This is a genomic window from Acinetobacter sp. YH12236 (assembly GCF_013417645.1).
Taxonomy (GTDB): Bacteria; Pseudomonadota; Gammaproteobacteria; order Pseudomonadales; family Moraxellaceae; genus Acinetobacter.
Genome location: NZ_VPDM01000008.1, coordinates 1 through 18,086 on the forward strand (window position 1 = coordinate 1; position 18,086 = coordinate 18,086).

The window sequence follows — 18,086 nt, forward strand, 5'->3', positions numbered from 1 at the left end:
CCCCTACGATCCGTGTTTTTGTAACCGCGTTTTCGATATTTCTTCTGATGCCTTAAATGTAGATGAAGTTTACCGCCTTTTGATTTATCTTGATAAATGTACTGGTAAATCCACTCATGTGAAGGTATATCCAGCCAACCGCGTTGTGTTAAAGCACCTGAAATTTGTTCGGGTGACCAGTCCAAACCAATCAAATAATCAATATAAGCGAAGGCAAATGCTGTCATTGATGATGAAGGACGGTACCGTCTTTGACTTGCAAATTTAGCTGCCTGTTGAGCTCTATATCCACGTTGCCCAGTATTTCTTTTTAATTCACGGTAGATGGTTGATCGTGAACGTCCTAATTCCCGAGCAAGGGTAGCGATTGAACTTTTACTTTTCAAAGTAGCATAAATTTCGTATCTTTCATCTTGAGAAAGTTGGGTGTATTTCTTCATTGTGTGCTTTCCAATTGCGAGTTGAAAAAGTCTAATGATTCTATGAATACACCTAACTTTTTCAACTAACTACAAATGTGTTGCACTTGGGATTTGAATCTGCGATTTTAAATAATGTTGAGTACTATCAATAATAAAGGGAATACAAATACACAATAAACATAAAATAATGATCGACATCGACCAGTACAGATGTTTGCTGATTTTCTCAGAGTGTAAAGTATTCATCTTGATTTTTAGTCCTTCACATGGATCAAGGACTCCCCATTTAATAGTAGATAGATTATACAAATAAACGTCTACTCATCATCAATATTTCTTCCCAATTACCTTGATTTTCAGAAGGTTTTAGCTCTTTATATTTTCAGGATTTTCCATCTATTATCACTAAAACATAAATAGGAATGAAAATTTCATAATTTAAAATATAAGAAAATTAAAAAACTCGCTTTCTGAACTATTTACACGTGCAACAATTAGGTGCATAATGCACCGCATTAGGGCGAGTTAAATTATTCCTCAGCAGATTTTTTGATTTACCCGCAAATTTTGGCGAAAAAACCTCAATTCTTTATAGAAATTGAGGTTTTTTTTTGCAATTTTATAAAATAAGGCTAGTTTTAAATTCAATTAATGCACCATTAATGTGCATTTAAGAATCATCTTTGACGGCTTTCTATACTAGTTTTTCTAATCTTCTTTTATGAACTAATCCGTAGACTGATGCTTCTAAAAAATTCTGGCAAAAAAAAGCCCAACCTTGGGGAAAGCTGGGCCGATAAAAACAAAAATATGTGGAGAATCAGTCAAATTATCATGTAAAAACATGAACTCTAACCTGATTTTTTTATTATCAGTCAATTTGGTAACAATGTAAAGCACATTAATTTACTAGGATTTATGACATATCACAATTTATAGACAAAATAGTGAAATACATCACATTATAACCCTGATTTTGTCGCTAAACCGATCAATTCTTTCATAAATTTGCTTTATATTACAGTTTTTACGCCTCTCTTAAATTCAGTGTAATAAACATGATTATTTTCATGATAAATAAATTGGTTTTTTGAATTAAAATCCACTATTCAACTTAATTAAACAATCAAAAAATCCTTTATTAATTCATTTTCCTGATTAGATGTAACAATTTATTTAGTATACAACATTGTTATTTAAGCTTTTTTCTAAAATAACTAAATTTTCTAATTAAAAGACTATTAAACAAAATCAATACAATGATTTTGTACAAAAAAATAGCGATTTCGAATTGGATTGACTTAATAAATTGTCACAATACAATACGTTCCTGTTGTACATCTTTTGTAACAAAATGGTAAATATCATGAAAAAACTCGGTTTAGCCACTGCTTTATTATTAGCCATGACCGGTGCTCAAGCATATCAATTCGAAGTTCAAGGTCAATCAGAGTTCATCGACAACACTGTAAATGACAAAGATTTCACTGGTGCTGTTCAAGGTACTTACTACTTCAAAGATGTAGACGCTTCTAAAGGCCCTTTAGCTGAAGCTGCTTTCATCAACCAGGCATCTAACGTTTCTGCTGCTTATACATATGGCGAATATGATGTAGATGCTGATGATAGAGACCAGACTTCTCATACTTTCGGTGTGAAAGGTGAAGCTTACATCCCAACTAAAGTTGTTCCTGCTTATGCAAGCGCTTCTTATAGCCATACAATTACTGATGGTAAAGGTGGCCAAAATGATGACAATGGCGACCGTTATGCATTAGAAGTAGGTGTACTCCCTATTCCTAACTTCCTGGTAGCTGTAGGTTACACAAGCGTTGCAGACCAAACTTCTTATGACGCTTTCAATATGTTCAACAACGGCGTTGCTAAAGCTGCTCTTGAGTCTCGCACAATCGATGAAGACCAAGATGCAATCACTGCTCGTACTAAATATGTAGGCGCAATTGACGGCACTAACATGTCACTTGGCTTCGAAAGCGGCTTGGTTTATGGTGAAGATACTGCTTACAACCTAGGTACTACTTTGTACATCAACCCTAAATTAAGCGTTGGTGCATCTTATATGGAATCTAGCTACGCTAACTCTCCAGACAAAGCTTGGGGCGCAAACGTAAACTACTTCATCACTCCAGCAGTTGCTGTAGGTGCTAGTTATGTGAACTCAAACTACGAAGCAAATCTTGCTCAAAATGCTGTAGTTCGTGATACACAAACTGTAGGCTTAAATGCTAAATTCCGTTTCTAATTTCTGAATTAGTGACTGAATAAAAAAAGGACGCATCAGCGTCCTTTTTTATTGGATCAAATATTTATTCTGGAGAACGGACCAGACTTAAAAAATGCAAATGGCGCTCATATTGGTCAATGATGTCCTGGATTAAATCTTCCTGAGTCCATTCCATCACATCATAATTTTGCCCCCCTTCCCTTAAAAAGACTTCTGCCTGATAAGATTGCGGAGAATCTGCATCCGGCATAAAGCTCGGTGCCAGAGTCTGGGTAGCAATGACCTGATAAATAAAGTTCATTTCATTCTGATGATCGACACGTAACTCGATCCCATCTTCCAGTTTAAAGATTTTCACCTGGATGTGACGACGTTTCAGTTCAACCTGAAAACTGTTAAAAGCTTTGCTGACCATCGTATCAATATAATCACGTACTTCATCATGCGTATGCGGATAATGCATAATTAAACCGAGTCGCTGTTGCCAGCTACGCGGGTTCTGAATGGCCCGCGGGGTAATACGTGCAGCTTGTAGCGCATGCATTTTCGTTACATCCAGATGCAGGGCCTTAATCAGTCCCCAGCAAATCAGCAGCATAATAAATGTAAACGGCAAGGCACTCATAATCGTAGCCGACTGCAAGGCTTCCAGCCCACCTGCCAGTAACAGAATGATGGCCAATAAAGCCATTAACACGGTCCAGAACAGACGCTGCCAAGTCGGTGAATTCTCGGTTTTGGCAGTGAGATAATCCGTGACTAATGATCCTGAATCTGCTGAAGTGACAAAGAATAGGATGACCAATACCGTAGCAATAATACTGGTGACTGAATTAAATGGCAGATTACCTAAAAATTCGAATAGCGCTACAGAAGAGTCACGTTGTACTGCCTCAAGCAGATTAGTATTGGCTTCATGCATGATACTGAATAATGCAGCATTGCCCATAAAGCCCATCCAGATCAGGGTAAATCCGGTAGGAATCAGTAGAACCCCAACAATGAACTCACGGATACTGCGGCCTTCGGATACTCGGGCAATAAACATCCCGACAAATGGCGACCAGGAAATCCACCAGGCCCAATACATAATGGTCCAGCCACCAATCCAGCCACTAGGCTGATAGGCATACAGATTAAAGGTCATACTGAACAGGTTTGCAACATACTGGCCAGAATTCTGGATAGTGGTCTGCAGAAGATAGATGCTTGGACCGGTAACAAAAACAAAGATGAGTAGCAGTAAGGCAAGCAGCAGATTCAGTTCAGCTAGGCGTTTGATGCCCTTATCCAAACCAAAAAATACGGACATTGATGCCATTACAGTGACGGCAATAATCAAAATGACCTGAGTACTGGGGGTCTGCTCAACTCCAAATAGGTAATTCAGACCCGAATTAATCTGAGTCACCCCAAAACCTAAAGTTGTCGCAACCCCAAATACTGTCCCTAAGGTGGCAAAAGTATCTACCCCGTCTCCGATCGGGCCATGAATCCGGTTACCGATCAATGGATATAAGGCAGAGCGAACTTTTAAAGGCAGGTTATGTCGATACGCAAAATAGGCCAATGACAGACCCACAATGGTGTAAATCGCCCAGGCATGCAGGCCCCAGTGGAAGAAGGTCACGCGAATAGCCTGCTGTGCGGCCAGTACAGTTTCCGGGTCACCAGCAGGCGGTGTGACATAGTGCATAACCGGTTCGGCAACACCGAAAAACATCAGGCCGATCCCCATGCCTGCGGTAAACAGCATGGCAAACCAGGATGCCTGGCTATATTTTGGCTGACTATGGTCGGGCCCGAGTTTAATTTTCCCCATATCGGACAGGGCAATATAAATCAGGACAATCAGGAAGATCGCCACGGAGAGGACATAAAACCAGCTAAATGAAGTGGTAATCCACGCATTCATTTGTTTGGTCAACAGGTCAAATGAATCAGGTGCCAGTATTACCAGTCCCAAAAAAATGGCGATAATCACCACTGTACTAATAAAGACATTCGGATTGATATTGGCAAACCAGGATGAAGGTTTGGAAGGCATAGATCCCCCATTTTTTTAATAGATTGAATGCCGGGAGGCTTGAATCATTATTGATAAGTAAAAACATTCTGATCGAGAGAATTACGATCAAAGATACGTTTTGGACCTTAAGATTTTAAAATATTCAGGAAAATAAAGCCGTTAAGTTACTGTAACCAAGCTATGCAGCTCTGTACGTTCTATTCCTCAGGCTTTCTATGCTTATGTTGTATATGAGTCTGTTTAGGAAGATGAGAAATATACTGTAAGGCAATCAGACGCGAGACTATTAAGGCCAGATACATTACCCCGACAAACATCTGGATAATGGCCAGCATCCGTGCGACCGGACTGACCGGCATCACATCAGATAATCCTGTAGCAGACTGCACACTAAAGCTCAGAAAGAGCAGATCCAGCCACGGCTGATAAGCTTTTAGATCTGGGTCCGAAAAGCTGTAAGGTACCCATAACTGGCAAATGCTATAGAGAAAAGCAAAGCCCCAAGCCAGCAATGTGAAAACTGCTCCCGCTGCAAATAGTTCGTCTTTGGTCAGATAACGGTCATGAAACATATAACGTAACAGGCCATACGCTGCACTGAAGTAGGCACTGGCTTCAAACAGATGCGCGACGATCATGATCCAGGTATAGCGCAGCCCCAACACAATTAATGACGAAAAGAAGATGGCCCCTGCGACAAAGATGAGTCCCAGAATGGTAAACATCGGAGTCTGACGAATTACCTTGGCAATCACCAGCAAGACCACCACCCCCAGCATCCATGTACCCGCGCGATAAGAAACGCTGTCATAACTCAGCATCGACAGGATCAGAATCAGTAACTGCAGGCATAGCAGCCACGCAGAAGGCAGATACTTAAAATGGGTCCAGAATCGTAGCAGGGAGTGCTTCATGAGATTTGTCTTGATGTCCTGTCGAGCATCATTATTGTTATCGCTGGCTTAACATAGCATGATCTAGCTGATGGTTAGAAACAGGATTGTATAAAAATCATTGAAATCTCAGTTAAAAATGGTCGTATTTAATTTTAGATAAACTATCCCAATGTCTTCTTCATTGGGTAGCTTACGTATTTTATCGCTATAAAAAAAGCCCCCATCAGGAGGCTTTTTTAGGACATCAGATCTTAATGATCAGATGCACCTGAGATTCCAATACCTGTTTGTGAGCGAACAAACTGTGCATCGAAAGCTTTGCGTTCTGCCTGTGCTTTCACTGAGCGGTCTGTGATGGAGAAGAACCAGCAGCAGAAGAAAGACAATGGCATTGCAAATAATGCAGGACCATTAAATGGAACGACTGGTGTATCTGAAATCGCGAAAGTATCTACCCAAACGGCTTTAGACAGTACAATCAGCACTACCGCAGTCACCAGACCAACCACGCCACCAATGACAGCACCACGTGTGGTCAGGCCTTTCCAGAACATAGACAGTACTAGTACCGGGAAGTTGGCACATGCGGCTACCGAGAATGCCAGACCTACCATGAAGGCAACGTTTTGCTTCTCGAACAGGATTCCCAGAATCATCGCAAAGATAGCAAGACCAAGAGTTGCAATTTTAGACATGCGCAGTTCAGATTCAGGTGTAGTACGGCCTTTCTTGAATACGTTTGCATACAAGTCATGTGAAATTGCTGAAGCACCTGACAAGGTCAAACCTGCAACTACCGCAAGAATGGTTGCGAATGCCACTGCAGAAATGAAGCCCATGAACAGGTCACCACCCACAGCATCTGCCAGGTGAACCGCGGCCATGTTGTTACCGCCCACCAGCTCTAGCTTGCCTGTGATTGCCATTTTTGCAATGTCCAGGAACTGCGGGTTGTTCGCTACGTATAGAATCGCACCGAAACCGATAATGAAGGTTAACAGATAGAAGTAACCGATAAAGCCTGTTGCAACCACCACTGATTTACGTGCTTCTTTGGCATCTTTTACTGTAAAGAAACGCATCAGGATATGTGGCAGACCTGCTGTACCAAACATCAGCGCCAGACCAAGAGAAATCGCATCGACCGGATTCGAAGCGAGATTACCCGGACCCATAATCTTGGTTGCATCTGCAAGGCTCAAGTCATGTACTTTAGAGTAAACCTGAATCGATTGTTCAAACATATTGGTAAAGCTGAAACCTACGCCCTTCATTACCATGAAAGCCATAAATGTCGCACCAGACAACAGCATTACTGCTTTAATGATCTGTACCCAAGTGGTCGCTAGCATGCCACCGAAGATTACGTAAGCCATCATCAACAGGCCAACAATCACCACAGCAATATTGTAGTTCAGACCGAAGAGTAACTTGATCAACTGACCTGCACCTACCATCTGTGCGATCAGGTAAAACGCAACCACAACCAGTGAACTTAATGCAGCTAGAGTACGCACCGGTTTTTCTTCCAGACGGAACGACACTACATCAGACAGGTTAAATTTACCCAGGTTACGCAAACGTTCTGCCACCAGGAATAAAACGATTGGCCAACCCACCATAAAGCCTAGTGAGTACAGCAATCCGTCAAAACCGGACAGGAATACCATCGCGGAAATACCGAGGAAAGATGCTGCAGACATGAAGTCACCAGCAATGGCCAGACCGTTCTGGAAGCCAGAAATCCCGCCGCCGGCAGTATAGAAATCATTAGTATTTGTGGTTTGTTTGGCAGCCCATTTGGTAATAAACAAGGTTGCTCCAACGAAAATCACAAACATGATAATCGCGTGCCAGTTGGTCGCTTGCTGCTCCGCAGCACCCAGATCTGGTCCAGCAAATGCCATTGCCGAGCTGAGCAAGGTCAGCGCTGCAGCAGCAAGCGCTTGATATGAAATCCCTTTCATCTTAGTGTTGCCCCTTTTCTTTTGTAATCGCTTCCACTTCCTGAATTGCTTCTCTGTTCAGCTGATCAAGTTTGTTATTGGCAATGTAGGAATACACCCAGCACAATATAAAAGACAAAATAATGATACCGATACCTAGAGGTACACCCCAGGTCGTTACACCGCCAGAAATTGAAGACAATAGAAATTCTTTGTTGTAGCCAACAAGCAACATGAAACCGACATAGACAAATAGCATGATGCCGGTTAAGGTCCAGCTCAGCGTACTTTTTCTACGTACCATTTCTTTGAATTTGGGATTCTGTAGAATTCTTTCTACTTGAGCCTCATCCATAGTTACACTCCTGTAGCCCCACCATGGGCTTACTATTTTTTAATTCGAATTATCACTGTTGCAAAATAACAACATTTAGAATGACTTGTAATTTAGACTTTGGTCGTTAAAAAATGATCAATTTAAACTGCTGAGTGCATGATGCGGTATCATAGCGTCATGCACAGTACACATCAGGCTATATGAACAGTTGGCTCATCATAGGGGTGCTCGCCCTCTATATCACTTTACTCTTTACTTGCGCTTTCTATGGGGAAAAACATGCCAGCCGGCTCAGTACCCGTGGCCGTATGCTATTGTTTAGTTTAACTTTAGGCGTCTATTGTTCTTCCTGGACATTTTATGGCGCGACTGGCGCTGCAGTTCGTGAAGGAATTATTTTCCTGCCGATCTATCTTGGTCCCCTGCTCTTTGTCGCGATTGGTTACGATATCTGGCGCCGTCTGGGACGGGTACGCCAGCATCATGCCATTTCATCGATCGCCGACTTCGTCGCTGCACGTTATGGTAAGAGTGGGCCTCTGGCTTCGCTGGTCACCATTCTGGCGGTGATTGCCATCATTCCCTATCTGGCTTTGCAGTTACGTGCAATTGCTTTAAGTGCCGCAGTAATTCTGGAACCGTCCGCAGGGATTGCCAGTACGACTAATAGCGTACTGTTCCTGACCGGCGTCCTGGCAATCCTGGCAATGATTTTCGGTACCCGGCAGATTGCCAACACCGAACAGCATGGCGGTCTGATGCTGGCTGTCGCCTTTGAGTCTTTTGTTAAGTTATTTGCCTTGCTGGCCGTAGCCTGTTTCTTTATTTTTGAAGCACCAGAAAATCTGCCTCAGATCAGTAGCGATATTCAGTCAACCTTCCATGATGTACAGCTGTTTGGCGTACCGGAAAGTTTCTGGGTACAGACCCTGTTGGCTGCACTGGCGATTATCTGCTTGCCACGTCAATTCCACGTAGCAGTGGTTGAATTACGGGATGAAAAACATATCCGTGGTGCACGTCGCTGGTTTGCCATTTATCTGATTCTGACCACACTGGCAATTATCCCGATTGCCAGCTGGGCACTGCATGCGGCTCCCCAATATTTAGCGATTCCAGATGTCGCGGTACTGTCTTTACCGCTTAGCTATAATCAGGACTGGCTGACCTTATTGGCCTTCTTAGGCGGTTTCTCGGCTTCCACCGGCATGCTGCTGGTATCTTCAGTCGCCCTGTCGATCATGCTAAGTAATGACCTGATCATGCCGGCGCTCTGGCGCTTAAACCTGATCTCACGGCATGACAAGCGTTTGCCACTGGTACTCAAATTTACCCGCCGGATCTGTATCCTAGCCGTGATGTTGATGGGCTTTCTGTTCTTCAACTTTTTTAATGATATTGACCAGCTCTCAGTCTTTGGTCTGCTGGCCTTTAGTGCCGTGGCACAATTCGCCCCTGCCCTGATTGGTGGTCTGTATTGGCGTGGCGGGAGTAAGCAAGGTGTATATGCTGGCCTGCTGACCGGTTTCGCTTTATGGTCGTATACCCTGCTATTACCAACGATTTTGCGCAGCCTGCCAGAAGCCTATCAGCAGTTCAGCCAGAGTTTTCTGGAACAGGGTCCTTTGGGCTGGAACTGGTTACGTCCTGAAGCCCTGATCGGTTTCGAATCTTTTGATCCTTTAACGCATGGTGTGGTCTGGGCACTAGGTCTGAACACATTCCTATATATCTGGGTTTCCCGGATGTTCCGTCCAAGTGTGGCTGAACAGATTCAGGCGGAAAGTTTCTTCTACTATGAAACCAAGCCGCTTCCTTCTCAAAGTCCATCTACTGATGTCAGCTACTCGCATCAGGATGTGGCCCGTTTAAAAGTTGGTGACCTGATTACGCTGGCCAAGCGCATTACCGGTGAAGGTCCAACCATGCAGGCCTTCCAGCAGTTCTGTGCTCAAAATAGTGTGGAACTGAATGAAAATAGCAGTGCCAATGGCATGTGGTGGCGTTTTACCGAGCAGTATCTGGCCGGTACCATTGGTGCAGCCTCGGCACGTACCCTGCTGACTACCGCGATGGTGAATAATGGCCTGGCCCTCGGTCAGGTGGCGAATATTCTGGATCAGGCCTCACAATGGCAGCGTTTTAACCAGAACCTGATCATGACCATGATCGACCATATGACCCAAGGGGTGAGTGTGGTTGATGAAAATATGTGTCTGGTCGCCTGGAACAACCAATACCTGAAACTGTTCGACTATCCAAAAGATATTGTTTATGTCGGCTGTCCAATCGCTGACCTAATCCGTTATAACGCTGAACGCGGTGAATGTGGTCCGGGCTCGGTCGAAGAACATGTGCGTAAACGGATTCACTGGATGCAGGTCGGCAGTGCGCATGAATTTGAACGGATCCGTAAAGATGGCCGCGTGATTCAGATGCGGGGTAACCCAATTGAAGGCGGTGGTTTCGTGACGACCTTTGCCGATATTACTGCCTTCCGTGAAAATGAAGCATTACTGGAAGCCCGGGTTCAGGATCGTACCCAGCAGCTCGCTGATGCCCTGTCTGAACAGCAACTGGCGCGTGAACAAGCCGACAAAGCCAATATGTCCAAGAGCCGCTTTATTGCTGCCGCCAGTCATGACCTGTTACAGCCAATGCATGCTGCACGTCTGTTCAGTACGGCGCTGGAGCAAAGTGTACAAAGCGAAGAAGATCGCAAGACCCTGCAGCAACTGGATCGTGCCCTGCATGGGGCAGAAAGCATGCTCTCAGCTCTGCTGGATATTGCCCGACTGGAGGGCGGTACGATTCAGCCGAAACGCCAGGCTTATCCACTGCATGATTTATTAAGTGATCTGGAACTGCAATTCAAATCCATTGCGGCACAACGTGGCATCAAACTGCGAGTGCATGATGCCCAGTTCTGGATTGACACCGATCCACAATGGATTCGCCGGATTATCCAGAACTTTGTCAGCAATGCCCTACGTTATACCGCCAAAGGTAAGGTCGTGGTCGGTGTACTGCGTTCTAGCAACCGGCCAAATCATATCCGGATCGGGGTTTGGGATACCGGTCCCGGTATTGCTGAAGAACAGCGGATCAAGCTGTTCCAGGAATTCGAGCGATGTGGCCATACTTCGCCTTGGGGTGAACAGGGTCTGGGGCTTGGTCTCGCCATCGTGCAACGTATGACTGGTCTATTGGATTATCCAGTTCATGTTTCTTCCGAGCTGGGCAAAGGTTCCTGCTTCATGATTGAAGTGCCACTGACCGCAGCACCGAAAGTCGTTGCCGCCCCTGTTCAGGCTGTGCCGTTGAAGTCCAAGGCCTTTAAGATTCTATGTCTGGACAATGATGAAACCATTCTGGAAGGCATGTCGACCTTATTGACCAAATGGGGTTATCAGGTCTTTAAAGCCACCGAACCAGAACAGGCCGCCGAGATGATTCAGCAGGAAAATATTCAGGTCTGGCTGGTCGATCAGCATTTAAACCAGGACAAGATCGGTCTGGACTTTATTCTGGAACATCGTAGTAGTGATATTCCGGTGGCATTGATTACCGCAGATTCTGATCCGGAACTGCCACAGCGCCTGAAGGATTTAAATATTGTCCTGCTGAAAAAACCGTTGAAGCCTGCTTCACTCCGTTCCTGGTTATCCGGTCTGAAAATCTCGGGCAGCTAGAACTTTTTATTTTCATCTCAATGCCCATTTTAATGATTTAAGATGGGCATTTTTTATACTGAATAAATACCTATCTTTACCTGACTGGCAAAAAAAATTGGCCAATGTGCCAAAAGCACCAAATTTCACATAATTCTTGCTGATAAATTGCTCAAAATTATCATTTCAGCATTCTCTATGGCAAAAGCCACCAAATCTATTAATATACATGTGTACACCTAGTTACAATTATTTAAGTTGCTGTTTTAAATTAATTTTTAATCCTATTTTATGGCAGATAGAACTTTGGTCGTATTTTTAATACAACAGGCTTAGTTCTAAAAATAGACAATATAAGAAGCGATCAGTTTCCATCTGACAATGCCTAAATCCTTTTGGCAGCTGGTCTATTTGCACTGCTAGATAGGAGTTATAAAAATGAAACTCGATGAATCAATTGCTCAGCTTCCCGCACAGACTCAGCAATTCCATCGCCAATATGGTGCTAATGCCTTATTACCCAGCATCGACTGGGCGCAAATGTTTAAATACAGCAAACTCGACGATACCCAGATTCAGGCACTTGAAACCCTGTATCAGCATGCGGTTCCTTTAGCCCTGCAAGTTTTTGATGAACTGCATTTTGATGTCTTTGAACCTTATGCCTACAAACCGCAAGGTTTAGGTTTATTTGAACGTTTGGCTGAACAGGAAAACAAGCTGATTGAATCTCTGGAAGCAGAAGCTGAAGATTTACCTGTACAAACCCGTCATCAGATCTGGAGTATGCTGCTGCGTGGTGGTGCCGTACTGGTCTTTAAAGCGTGGCTCGGCAAAGTGAAAAATGAAGAAGATTGCCTGGATACCACCCAGTTTGATGAACTCTCTGACTTGCTCTTTATCAAAACCTGCCCGCATGAACTGGCAGAGCACCTACAGGTCGATCCGAATAGCACAGACGAGCATGTGTTCCTGATGTATGAAGATGAAGTTTATCTGGACCGTTTTAACAGTCTGGAAACTGCTGCCCTGTTTGTAGACTTGGGGGTTTATGATGCAACTTTCCTGAGTCTGCGTGATGACCGCGTGGCAGAATACCTGATCTCCAAAGGCTATGTCACTCAAGAACAGATTGATGAATTGCAGTCCGCATTGAATCCAATGTTCTGTACCGATGTCACCCAAAAACAGGATTATATTGCTTAATCTGGCAATATTCTCATAATAAAAAAGACCTCAATTGAGGTCTTTTTTATTTTGTAAGCTGTATCACTTACATTTTCTTTTCTTCAATATTCAAGGCATTAATAGCAAGCACCGCCTGGGTACGGTTTTGTACACCCAGCTTACGGAAGATTGCTGTTACGTGCGCTTTAATGGTGGCTTCTGAAACATCCAGTTCATAAGCAATCTGTTTGTTCAGCAAGCCTTCGGCCACCATCATCAAGACACGGAACTGTTGCGGTGTCAGTGACTGAATCCGTTCTGCCAATGCAGTTTCATCTGCAGCACGCGGATCGAAATTCATGTTGGCTGGCAGATTGGGTGGTAACCAGATTTCCCCTTCGAGGACTTCACGAATCGCTTCACCAATATGGCTTGGATGCGCAGATTTTGGAATATAGCCCATCGCACCATGTGCAATCGCACGCTGGATAATGCTGGCTTCTTCGTGAGCAGAAACGACAATAATTGGAATCGAAGGATATTGGGCGCGAACGTGGACCAGAGCAGAAAAGCCCGATGCACCTGGCAGGTTTAAATCCAGAAGGACAAGATCAGGCTCAGGACCATTTTCTAGACGTTCATAAAATTCATTGACTGCTGCAGTTTCATGAATCTGCGCTTGTGGCAGACTATAACGAACAGCTTGGATCAGAGCATGACGAAACAGTGGATGATCATCAACGATTAAAATATTCATAGGACGTGAGAGAGATCTTGTGCACAGTAGCTCCTATTCTAACCACACAAGCCAGTTTATGGATATGCAAGATCACCAATTTTTTAAATAATGTGGAGTTTTTCTTTAATTTTTTTAAATTTTGGCTTATTTCAATAATTCTTTAATTCTCATCACTTTTTTATATATGATTTATTCCTATTCTGCATAGCTTATCTCTATTCAATATAAATATAGTTATCAATCATTTATCCAGCTCTATCCGTTTCAGAAGCACATTTTCCGCTTATATAGAAAAATCAGATAACTTTTCAGCATTTCGTTATTTTACACCTACTGCGGCAATCGGGATTAATAGGGTCATTCCGAGCTTAACCATTTTTAGGTACTTCACATGTCCCATTTTTCCGAGCAAAAACCTTTAAACATCGTGGCTGTTTCTGGCGGCCTGAATCACCCATCTAAAACCGAAGCACTGGTTCAAGCCATTCTGGATGAACTGGGTGAAGCGACGCCAATCAATGTACATTTCATCAAGTTCAGTGAAATTGGCCAGCTTTTAGGTGGTGCAATTTACCGTAACCAGCTACCGCAACGCGTGCAGGATGATCTGGCAGCTGTTGAAGCAGCAGATGCCCTGATTGTCGGTACGCCTGTTTACCGCGCTTCATTTACGGGCTTGTTCAAGCATTTCTTTGACTTCGTAGAACAAACGGCGCTGGTAGATGTACCGGTTCTTTTAGCAGCTTCTGGTGGTAGTGACCGTCATGCGCTGGTTCTTGAACACCAATTACGCCCATTGTTCAGCTTCTTCCAGGCACAAACTCTGCCAATCGGGGTGTATGCCACAGATCGTGACTTTACGCCTGAATACACCATTCACAGCGAATTACTCCGTGCCCGTATTACCCTGGCAGTGGCTCGTGCCCTACCAATCCTTGAATGGGCGCCAGCAAAGGGGCAGCGTGCTGAGGTTATTAAAGAAAAATCTCAGCAAGCCAACCAGAACCTAGGCATCAACAAGCAAATCGAACAGGAAGAAGTTTTACCTTCAGCTGCAGTACCAAGTCTGGATGCCGCAGAATCCCGTTTGCACAGCAAGAAAGTGCCAAAGACTCAAGTGGCTTAATAGCCGCTTCATTCAGAGGGTAAGAATAATGTCTCAAGATAAAAATATTGTATTTGCTTACTGGGTTCCAAATGTCAGTGGCGGTCTGGTGGTCAGCGACATTGAACAGCGTACTGACTGGAGCTATGACTATAATGTCCGTCTGGCGCAAACTGCTGAGAAAGCAGGTTTTGACTATGCCCTGACCCAGATCCGTTTTACTGCGGGCTATAACGCTGAAAACCAGCATGAATCAGTGAGTTTCAGTCATGGCATCCTGGCGAAAACTGAACGTTTAAAAGTGATTGCCGCGATTTTGCCGGGCCCATGGAAGCCTGCGCTGGCAGCGAAGCAGCTGGCCACCATTGACCATCTCACCAATGGCCGGATTGCGATTAATGTCGTAAGTGGCTGGTTCCGTGGCGAGTTTGATGCAATTGGTGAAGAATGGCCGGAACATGACGAACGTTATGCACGTTCAGAAGAATTTATTCGCAGCCTGAAAGGGGTCTGGACCCAAAACAATTTTAGTTTTGATGGTAAATACTACCAGTTCCAAGACTATACCTTGAGTCCAAAACCGGTACAAAAACCGTATATTGAAATCTTCCAGGGGGGAAGTTCCCGGGCAGCACGCGATATGGCATCTCGCGTGTCTGACTGGTACTTCACCAATGGCAATACACCTAAAGAGCTGAAAAAACAGATCGATGATATTCGTGAAAAAGCCAAAGCGAACAACCACTCTGTGAAAATTGGCGTAAATGCATTTGTGATTGCACGTGATACCGAAGAGGAAGCGCAAGCAGTACTGCGAGAAATCGTGGCCAAGGCCAATGTTCAGGCGGTGAAATCTTTCGGTGAGGCAACGCGTGAAGCGGGCGCAGCCAGTAAAGAAGGTGAAGGTAACTGGGCCAAATCTACGTTTGAAGATCTGGTGCAATATAACGATGGCTTCCGTACCAACCTGATCGGTACGCCAGAGCAGATTGCGGAACGTATCATCGAACTGAAAAAAGTCGGTGTTGATCTGGTTCTTTCAGGCTTCCTGCACTTTATTGAAGAAGTGGAATACTTCGGTGAAAAAGTCTTGCCACTCGTGCGTGAACTCGAAACGCAGCAAGCTGAACAGCAACAAGAAGAACAAGAAGAACAAGAAGCTGAGCTCGTTTAAACTATAATAATGCTCAGCATAACGATTCATTCCCTCAAGGCTCGGCTTGAGGGATTTTTTTGTGCAACACAGTGTTCTCGGCATAGAGATAGCCGCCTGCTTCATTCTTGACTAGAATGAAGCCAAACTCGATGAGATAGAAATTTAAATTATGTATACCGGTATCGTACAAGGCTTGGAAAAAGTCGTGGATATTCGCCAGGGCAATGGCTTCATTACCATTATCGTGAGCAACGAAAATCAGTTTTTTCAGGATGTCTTTATTGGCGCCAGTGTTGCGATCAACGGCGTCTGCCTCACCGTAACGACTATTGATCAGAAGCTAAACCAGATTCACTTCGATATCTCCGATGTAACCCTTGCCCTCACCACCTTAAAATCTCTTCAAGTAGGTGATGAAGTGAATGTCGAACGCTCTGCCAAAGTCGGTGCAGAAAATGGCGGGCATAATCTGTATGGACATATTGAAGGCACAGCGATCATTAAAAATCTGGAACATCGCGGTGAAACCTACCATATCGATATTCAGATCCCAGATGGCAATATCAAATACTTTTTCCTGAAAGGGTTTATTGGTCTGAACGGCTGCAGCCTGACCATCAATCGCGTCGATCGCGCCAATAGTGAAATTTCGATTGATCTGATTCCCGAAACTTTGCGTCTGACCACCTGGAAAAATGCCAAAGTAGGTGATGAAGTCAATTATGAAATTGACCAGACCACGCGTACCTTGGTGGATACCTTAGAAAATATTCACCAGCGTTAAATGAAAGAGCCGCTTATACCATAGGCGGTTTTTTAACTGATCATTCTGCCCATATCTACGTTTCTATACAGAATTTTCAGGTGGAATGAATAAAATAATCTGATTCCGATTCAGAACGTTATTCCCATGCAGTTGATCTGGTTCCGCCAAGACCTCCGTATACATGACCATGCCGCACTCTGGCATGCTACTCAGCAAGGACCTTGCATTGCGCTAGCAGTCCTCTCTCCCGAACAATGGCAACTGCATCAGGATGCCCGGATCAAAACTGATTTTTATCTGCGTCGGCTCAAATATTTAAAACAGCAGCTACAGCAACTGAATATCCCGCTGATCATATTGAATATTCCTTTGTGGGAAAATTTAGCGCCAGAAATATTGAATCTGTGTCAAACCCTGAAAATTGAAAGCTTGCATGCCAATATCGAAGTTGGCGTCAATGAACTGGAACGTGATGCTCAGGTGCAGCAATTACTAGAACAGCAGCAAATCAGGATCGAGCTCTATCATGACCGCACCCTGTTTCCCCTCGGCAGTATCCGGAACCAGTCCAATCAACCCTATCAGGTCTATAGTGCCTTTAAGAAAAAGTGCTATGAACGGCTAATTCTGGATGTACCCACCTGCTATCCTGAGATTGAAACTCAAGATCCAATCCAATTATCAACTAAGCTCCCCAATGTTGATCTTGAAAAATTCTCAGCGGATTATGTGGTAGAGCATGCTGCCCAACTTTGGCCTGCGGAGGATCGAACTGCCTTGGATCTGCTCGATGATTTTATCGAGGACAAAATGGTTCATTATAAAACCGCTCGTGATCTGCCAGCAGTTGATGGCACCAGCCGTCTTTCCCCTTATCTGAATATCGGTATTCTCTCCATTCGCCAATGTATGCAAGCTCTTTTTCAGGATGGCTATTTCCAGATTGAGGATGTGGGTCAGCAGACCTGGTTAGATGAACTCTTGTGGCGGGAATTCTATCTACAGACCCTGTTTGATTTTCCACGTGTCTCCAAACACCAACCATTTAAGCAAAATACCAATAAGATCCAGTGGCGCAATGCCCCCGAAGATCTAGCTGCCTGGCAGCAAGGCCAGACCGGAATTCCAATTGTCGATGCTGGCATGCGGCAAATGCTGGCAACTGGCTGGATGCATAACCGGGTCAGGATGATTACTGCGATGTTCCTGTGTAAGAACTTGCTGATCGACTGGCGACTGGGTGAAAGCTGGTTTATGCAGCATCTGATTGATGGCGATCTGGCTGCGAATAATGGCGGCTGGCAATGGTGCGCATCAACCGGCATGGATGCTGTGCCCTACTTCCGGATTTTTAATCCGGTCAGCCAGTCCCTGAAGTTTGATCCCAATGGAGACTATATCCGCGAGTGGGTGCCTGAACTGGCGCATCTGGATGCCAAATCCATTCATGAACCTTATGCCAAAAATCCTGATCTGGAACTGGATTATCCAAAACCGATTGTCGATTTAAAAGCCTCTCGTGTACGAGCCATAGAAGCCTTTAAGCAGATTTAGAAGAAACTATCACTTCATCTAATATGAAAAGCCTCCAATATTGGAGGCTTTTT

At 44.2% G+C, this 18,086-nt stretch carries 13 protein-coding genes; 7 read left to right on the forward strand and 6 right to left on the reverse strand.

The features are described 5' to 3' along the window. A partial coding sequence (locus FTV14_RS05095; RefSeq protein ID WP_180048238.1) for an IS30 family transposase occupies positions 1 to 440 on the reverse strand: 440 nt, incomplete at its 3' end. Positions 441 to 1,788: 1,348 nt separating this feature from the next. Between FTV14_RS05095 and omp33-36 the strand changes: the two genes are divergently transcribed. After that, entirely contained in the window at positions 1,789 to 2,685 is an 897-nt protein-coding gene (omp33-36, locus tag FTV14_RS05100; protein WP_005232638.1) for a porin Omp33-36, read from the forward strand. Between the two features lie 64 nt (positions 2,686 to 2,749). On the opposite strand, the gene FTV14_RS05105 is transcribed toward omp33-36, so the two are convergent. The 4 genes from FTV14_RS05105 to FTV14_RS05120 all read right to left on the reverse strand — a co-directional run bounded on the left by FTV14_RS05105 (position 2,750) and on the right by FTV14_RS05120 (position 7,893). Beyond that, the gene (locus FTV14_RS05105) at positions 2,750 to 4,714 is read right to left on the reverse strand and encodes a choline BCCT transporter BetT (protein WP_180011053.1); all 1,965 of its coding nucleotides are present in this window, start codon (positions 4,712 to 4,714) and stop codon (positions 2,750 to 2,752) included. Between the two features lie 179 nt (positions 4,715 to 4,893). Next, entirely contained in the window at positions 4,894 to 5,610 is a 717-nt protein-coding gene (locus tag FTV14_RS05110) for an ion channel (protein ID WP_159123809.1), read from the reverse strand. A gap of 233 nt (positions 5,611 to 5,843) precedes the next feature. Continuing rightward, positions 5,844 to 7,559, reverse strand: coding sequence for a cation acetate symporter (locus FTV14_RS05115; protein ID WP_180011055.1), 1,716 nt, complete (start codon positions 7,557 to 7,559; stop codon positions 5,844 to 5,846). A gap of 1 nt (position 7,560) precedes the next feature. Next, a complete protein-coding gene (locus FTV14_RS05120) occupies positions 7,561 to 7,893 on the reverse strand; it encodes a DUF485 domain-containing protein (protein WP_004781535.1) in 333 nt (110 codons plus the stop codon). A 182-nt stretch (positions 7,894 to 8,075) separates the two neighbouring features. Between FTV14_RS05120 and FTV14_RS05125 the strand changes: the two genes are divergently transcribed. Both FTV14_RS05125 and FTV14_RS05130 read left to right on the forward strand, forming a co-directional pair. Then, positions 8,076 to 11,567, forward strand: a complete 3,492-nt coding sequence (locus tag FTV14_RS05125; RefSeq protein ID WP_159123807.1) for a PAS domain-containing hybrid sensor histidine kinase/response regulator — start codon at positions 8,076 to 8,078, stop codon at positions 11,565 to 11,567. A 417-nt stretch (positions 11,568 to 11,984) separates the two neighbouring features. Next, the gene (locus FTV14_RS05130; RefSeq protein WP_159123806.1) at positions 11,985 to 12,752 is read left to right on the forward strand and encodes a hypothetical protein; all 768 of its coding nucleotides are present in this window, start codon (positions 11,985 to 11,987) and stop codon (positions 12,750 to 12,752) included. Between the two features lie 67 nt (positions 12,753 to 12,819). Here FTV14_RS05130 and FTV14_RS05135 read toward each other — a convergent pair whose 3' ends face one another. Then, positions 12,820 to 13,470: a response regulator transcription factor gene (locus FTV14_RS05135; RefSeq protein WP_004781530.1), complete on the reverse strand. Its 651-nt coding sequence runs from the start codon at positions 13,468 to 13,470 to the stop codon at positions 12,820 to 12,822. A 373-nt stretch (positions 13,471 to 13,843) separates the two neighbouring features. Here FTV14_RS05135 and msuE point away from each other — a divergent pair, with 373 nt between their 5' ends. From msuE to FTV14_RS05155, 4 genes are all read left to right on the forward strand, one after another. Then, entirely contained in the window at positions 13,844 to 14,578 is a 735-nt protein-coding gene (msuE, locus tag FTV14_RS05140; RefSeq protein ID WP_180002606.1) for an FMN reductase, read from the forward strand. Positions 14,579 to 14,606: 28 nt separating this feature from the next. Further along, a complete protein-coding gene (gene sfnG, locus FTV14_RS05145) occupies positions 14,607 to 15,731 on the forward strand; it encodes a dimethylsulfone monooxygenase SfnG (protein ID WP_180034025.1) in 1,125 nt (374 codons plus the stop codon). A gap of 151 nt (positions 15,732 to 15,882) precedes the next feature. Further along, positions 15,883 to 16,497 carry a riboflavin synthase subunit alpha gene (locus FTV14_RS05150; RefSeq protein WP_125279183.1) on the forward strand — a complete coding sequence of 205 codons (615 nt, stop codon included), beginning with the start codon at positions 15,883 to 15,885 and terminating at the stop codon, positions 16,495 to 16,497. A gap of 126 nt (positions 16,498 to 16,623) precedes the next feature. Further along, positions 16,624 to 18,033 carry a deoxyribodipyrimidine photo-lyase gene (locus tag FTV14_RS05155; RefSeq protein ID WP_180034024.1) on the forward strand — a complete coding sequence of 470 codons (1,410 nt, stop codon included), beginning with the start codon at positions 16,624 to 16,626 and terminating at the stop codon, positions 18,031 to 18,033. Positions 18,034 to 18,086 lie beyond the last annotated feature (53 nt).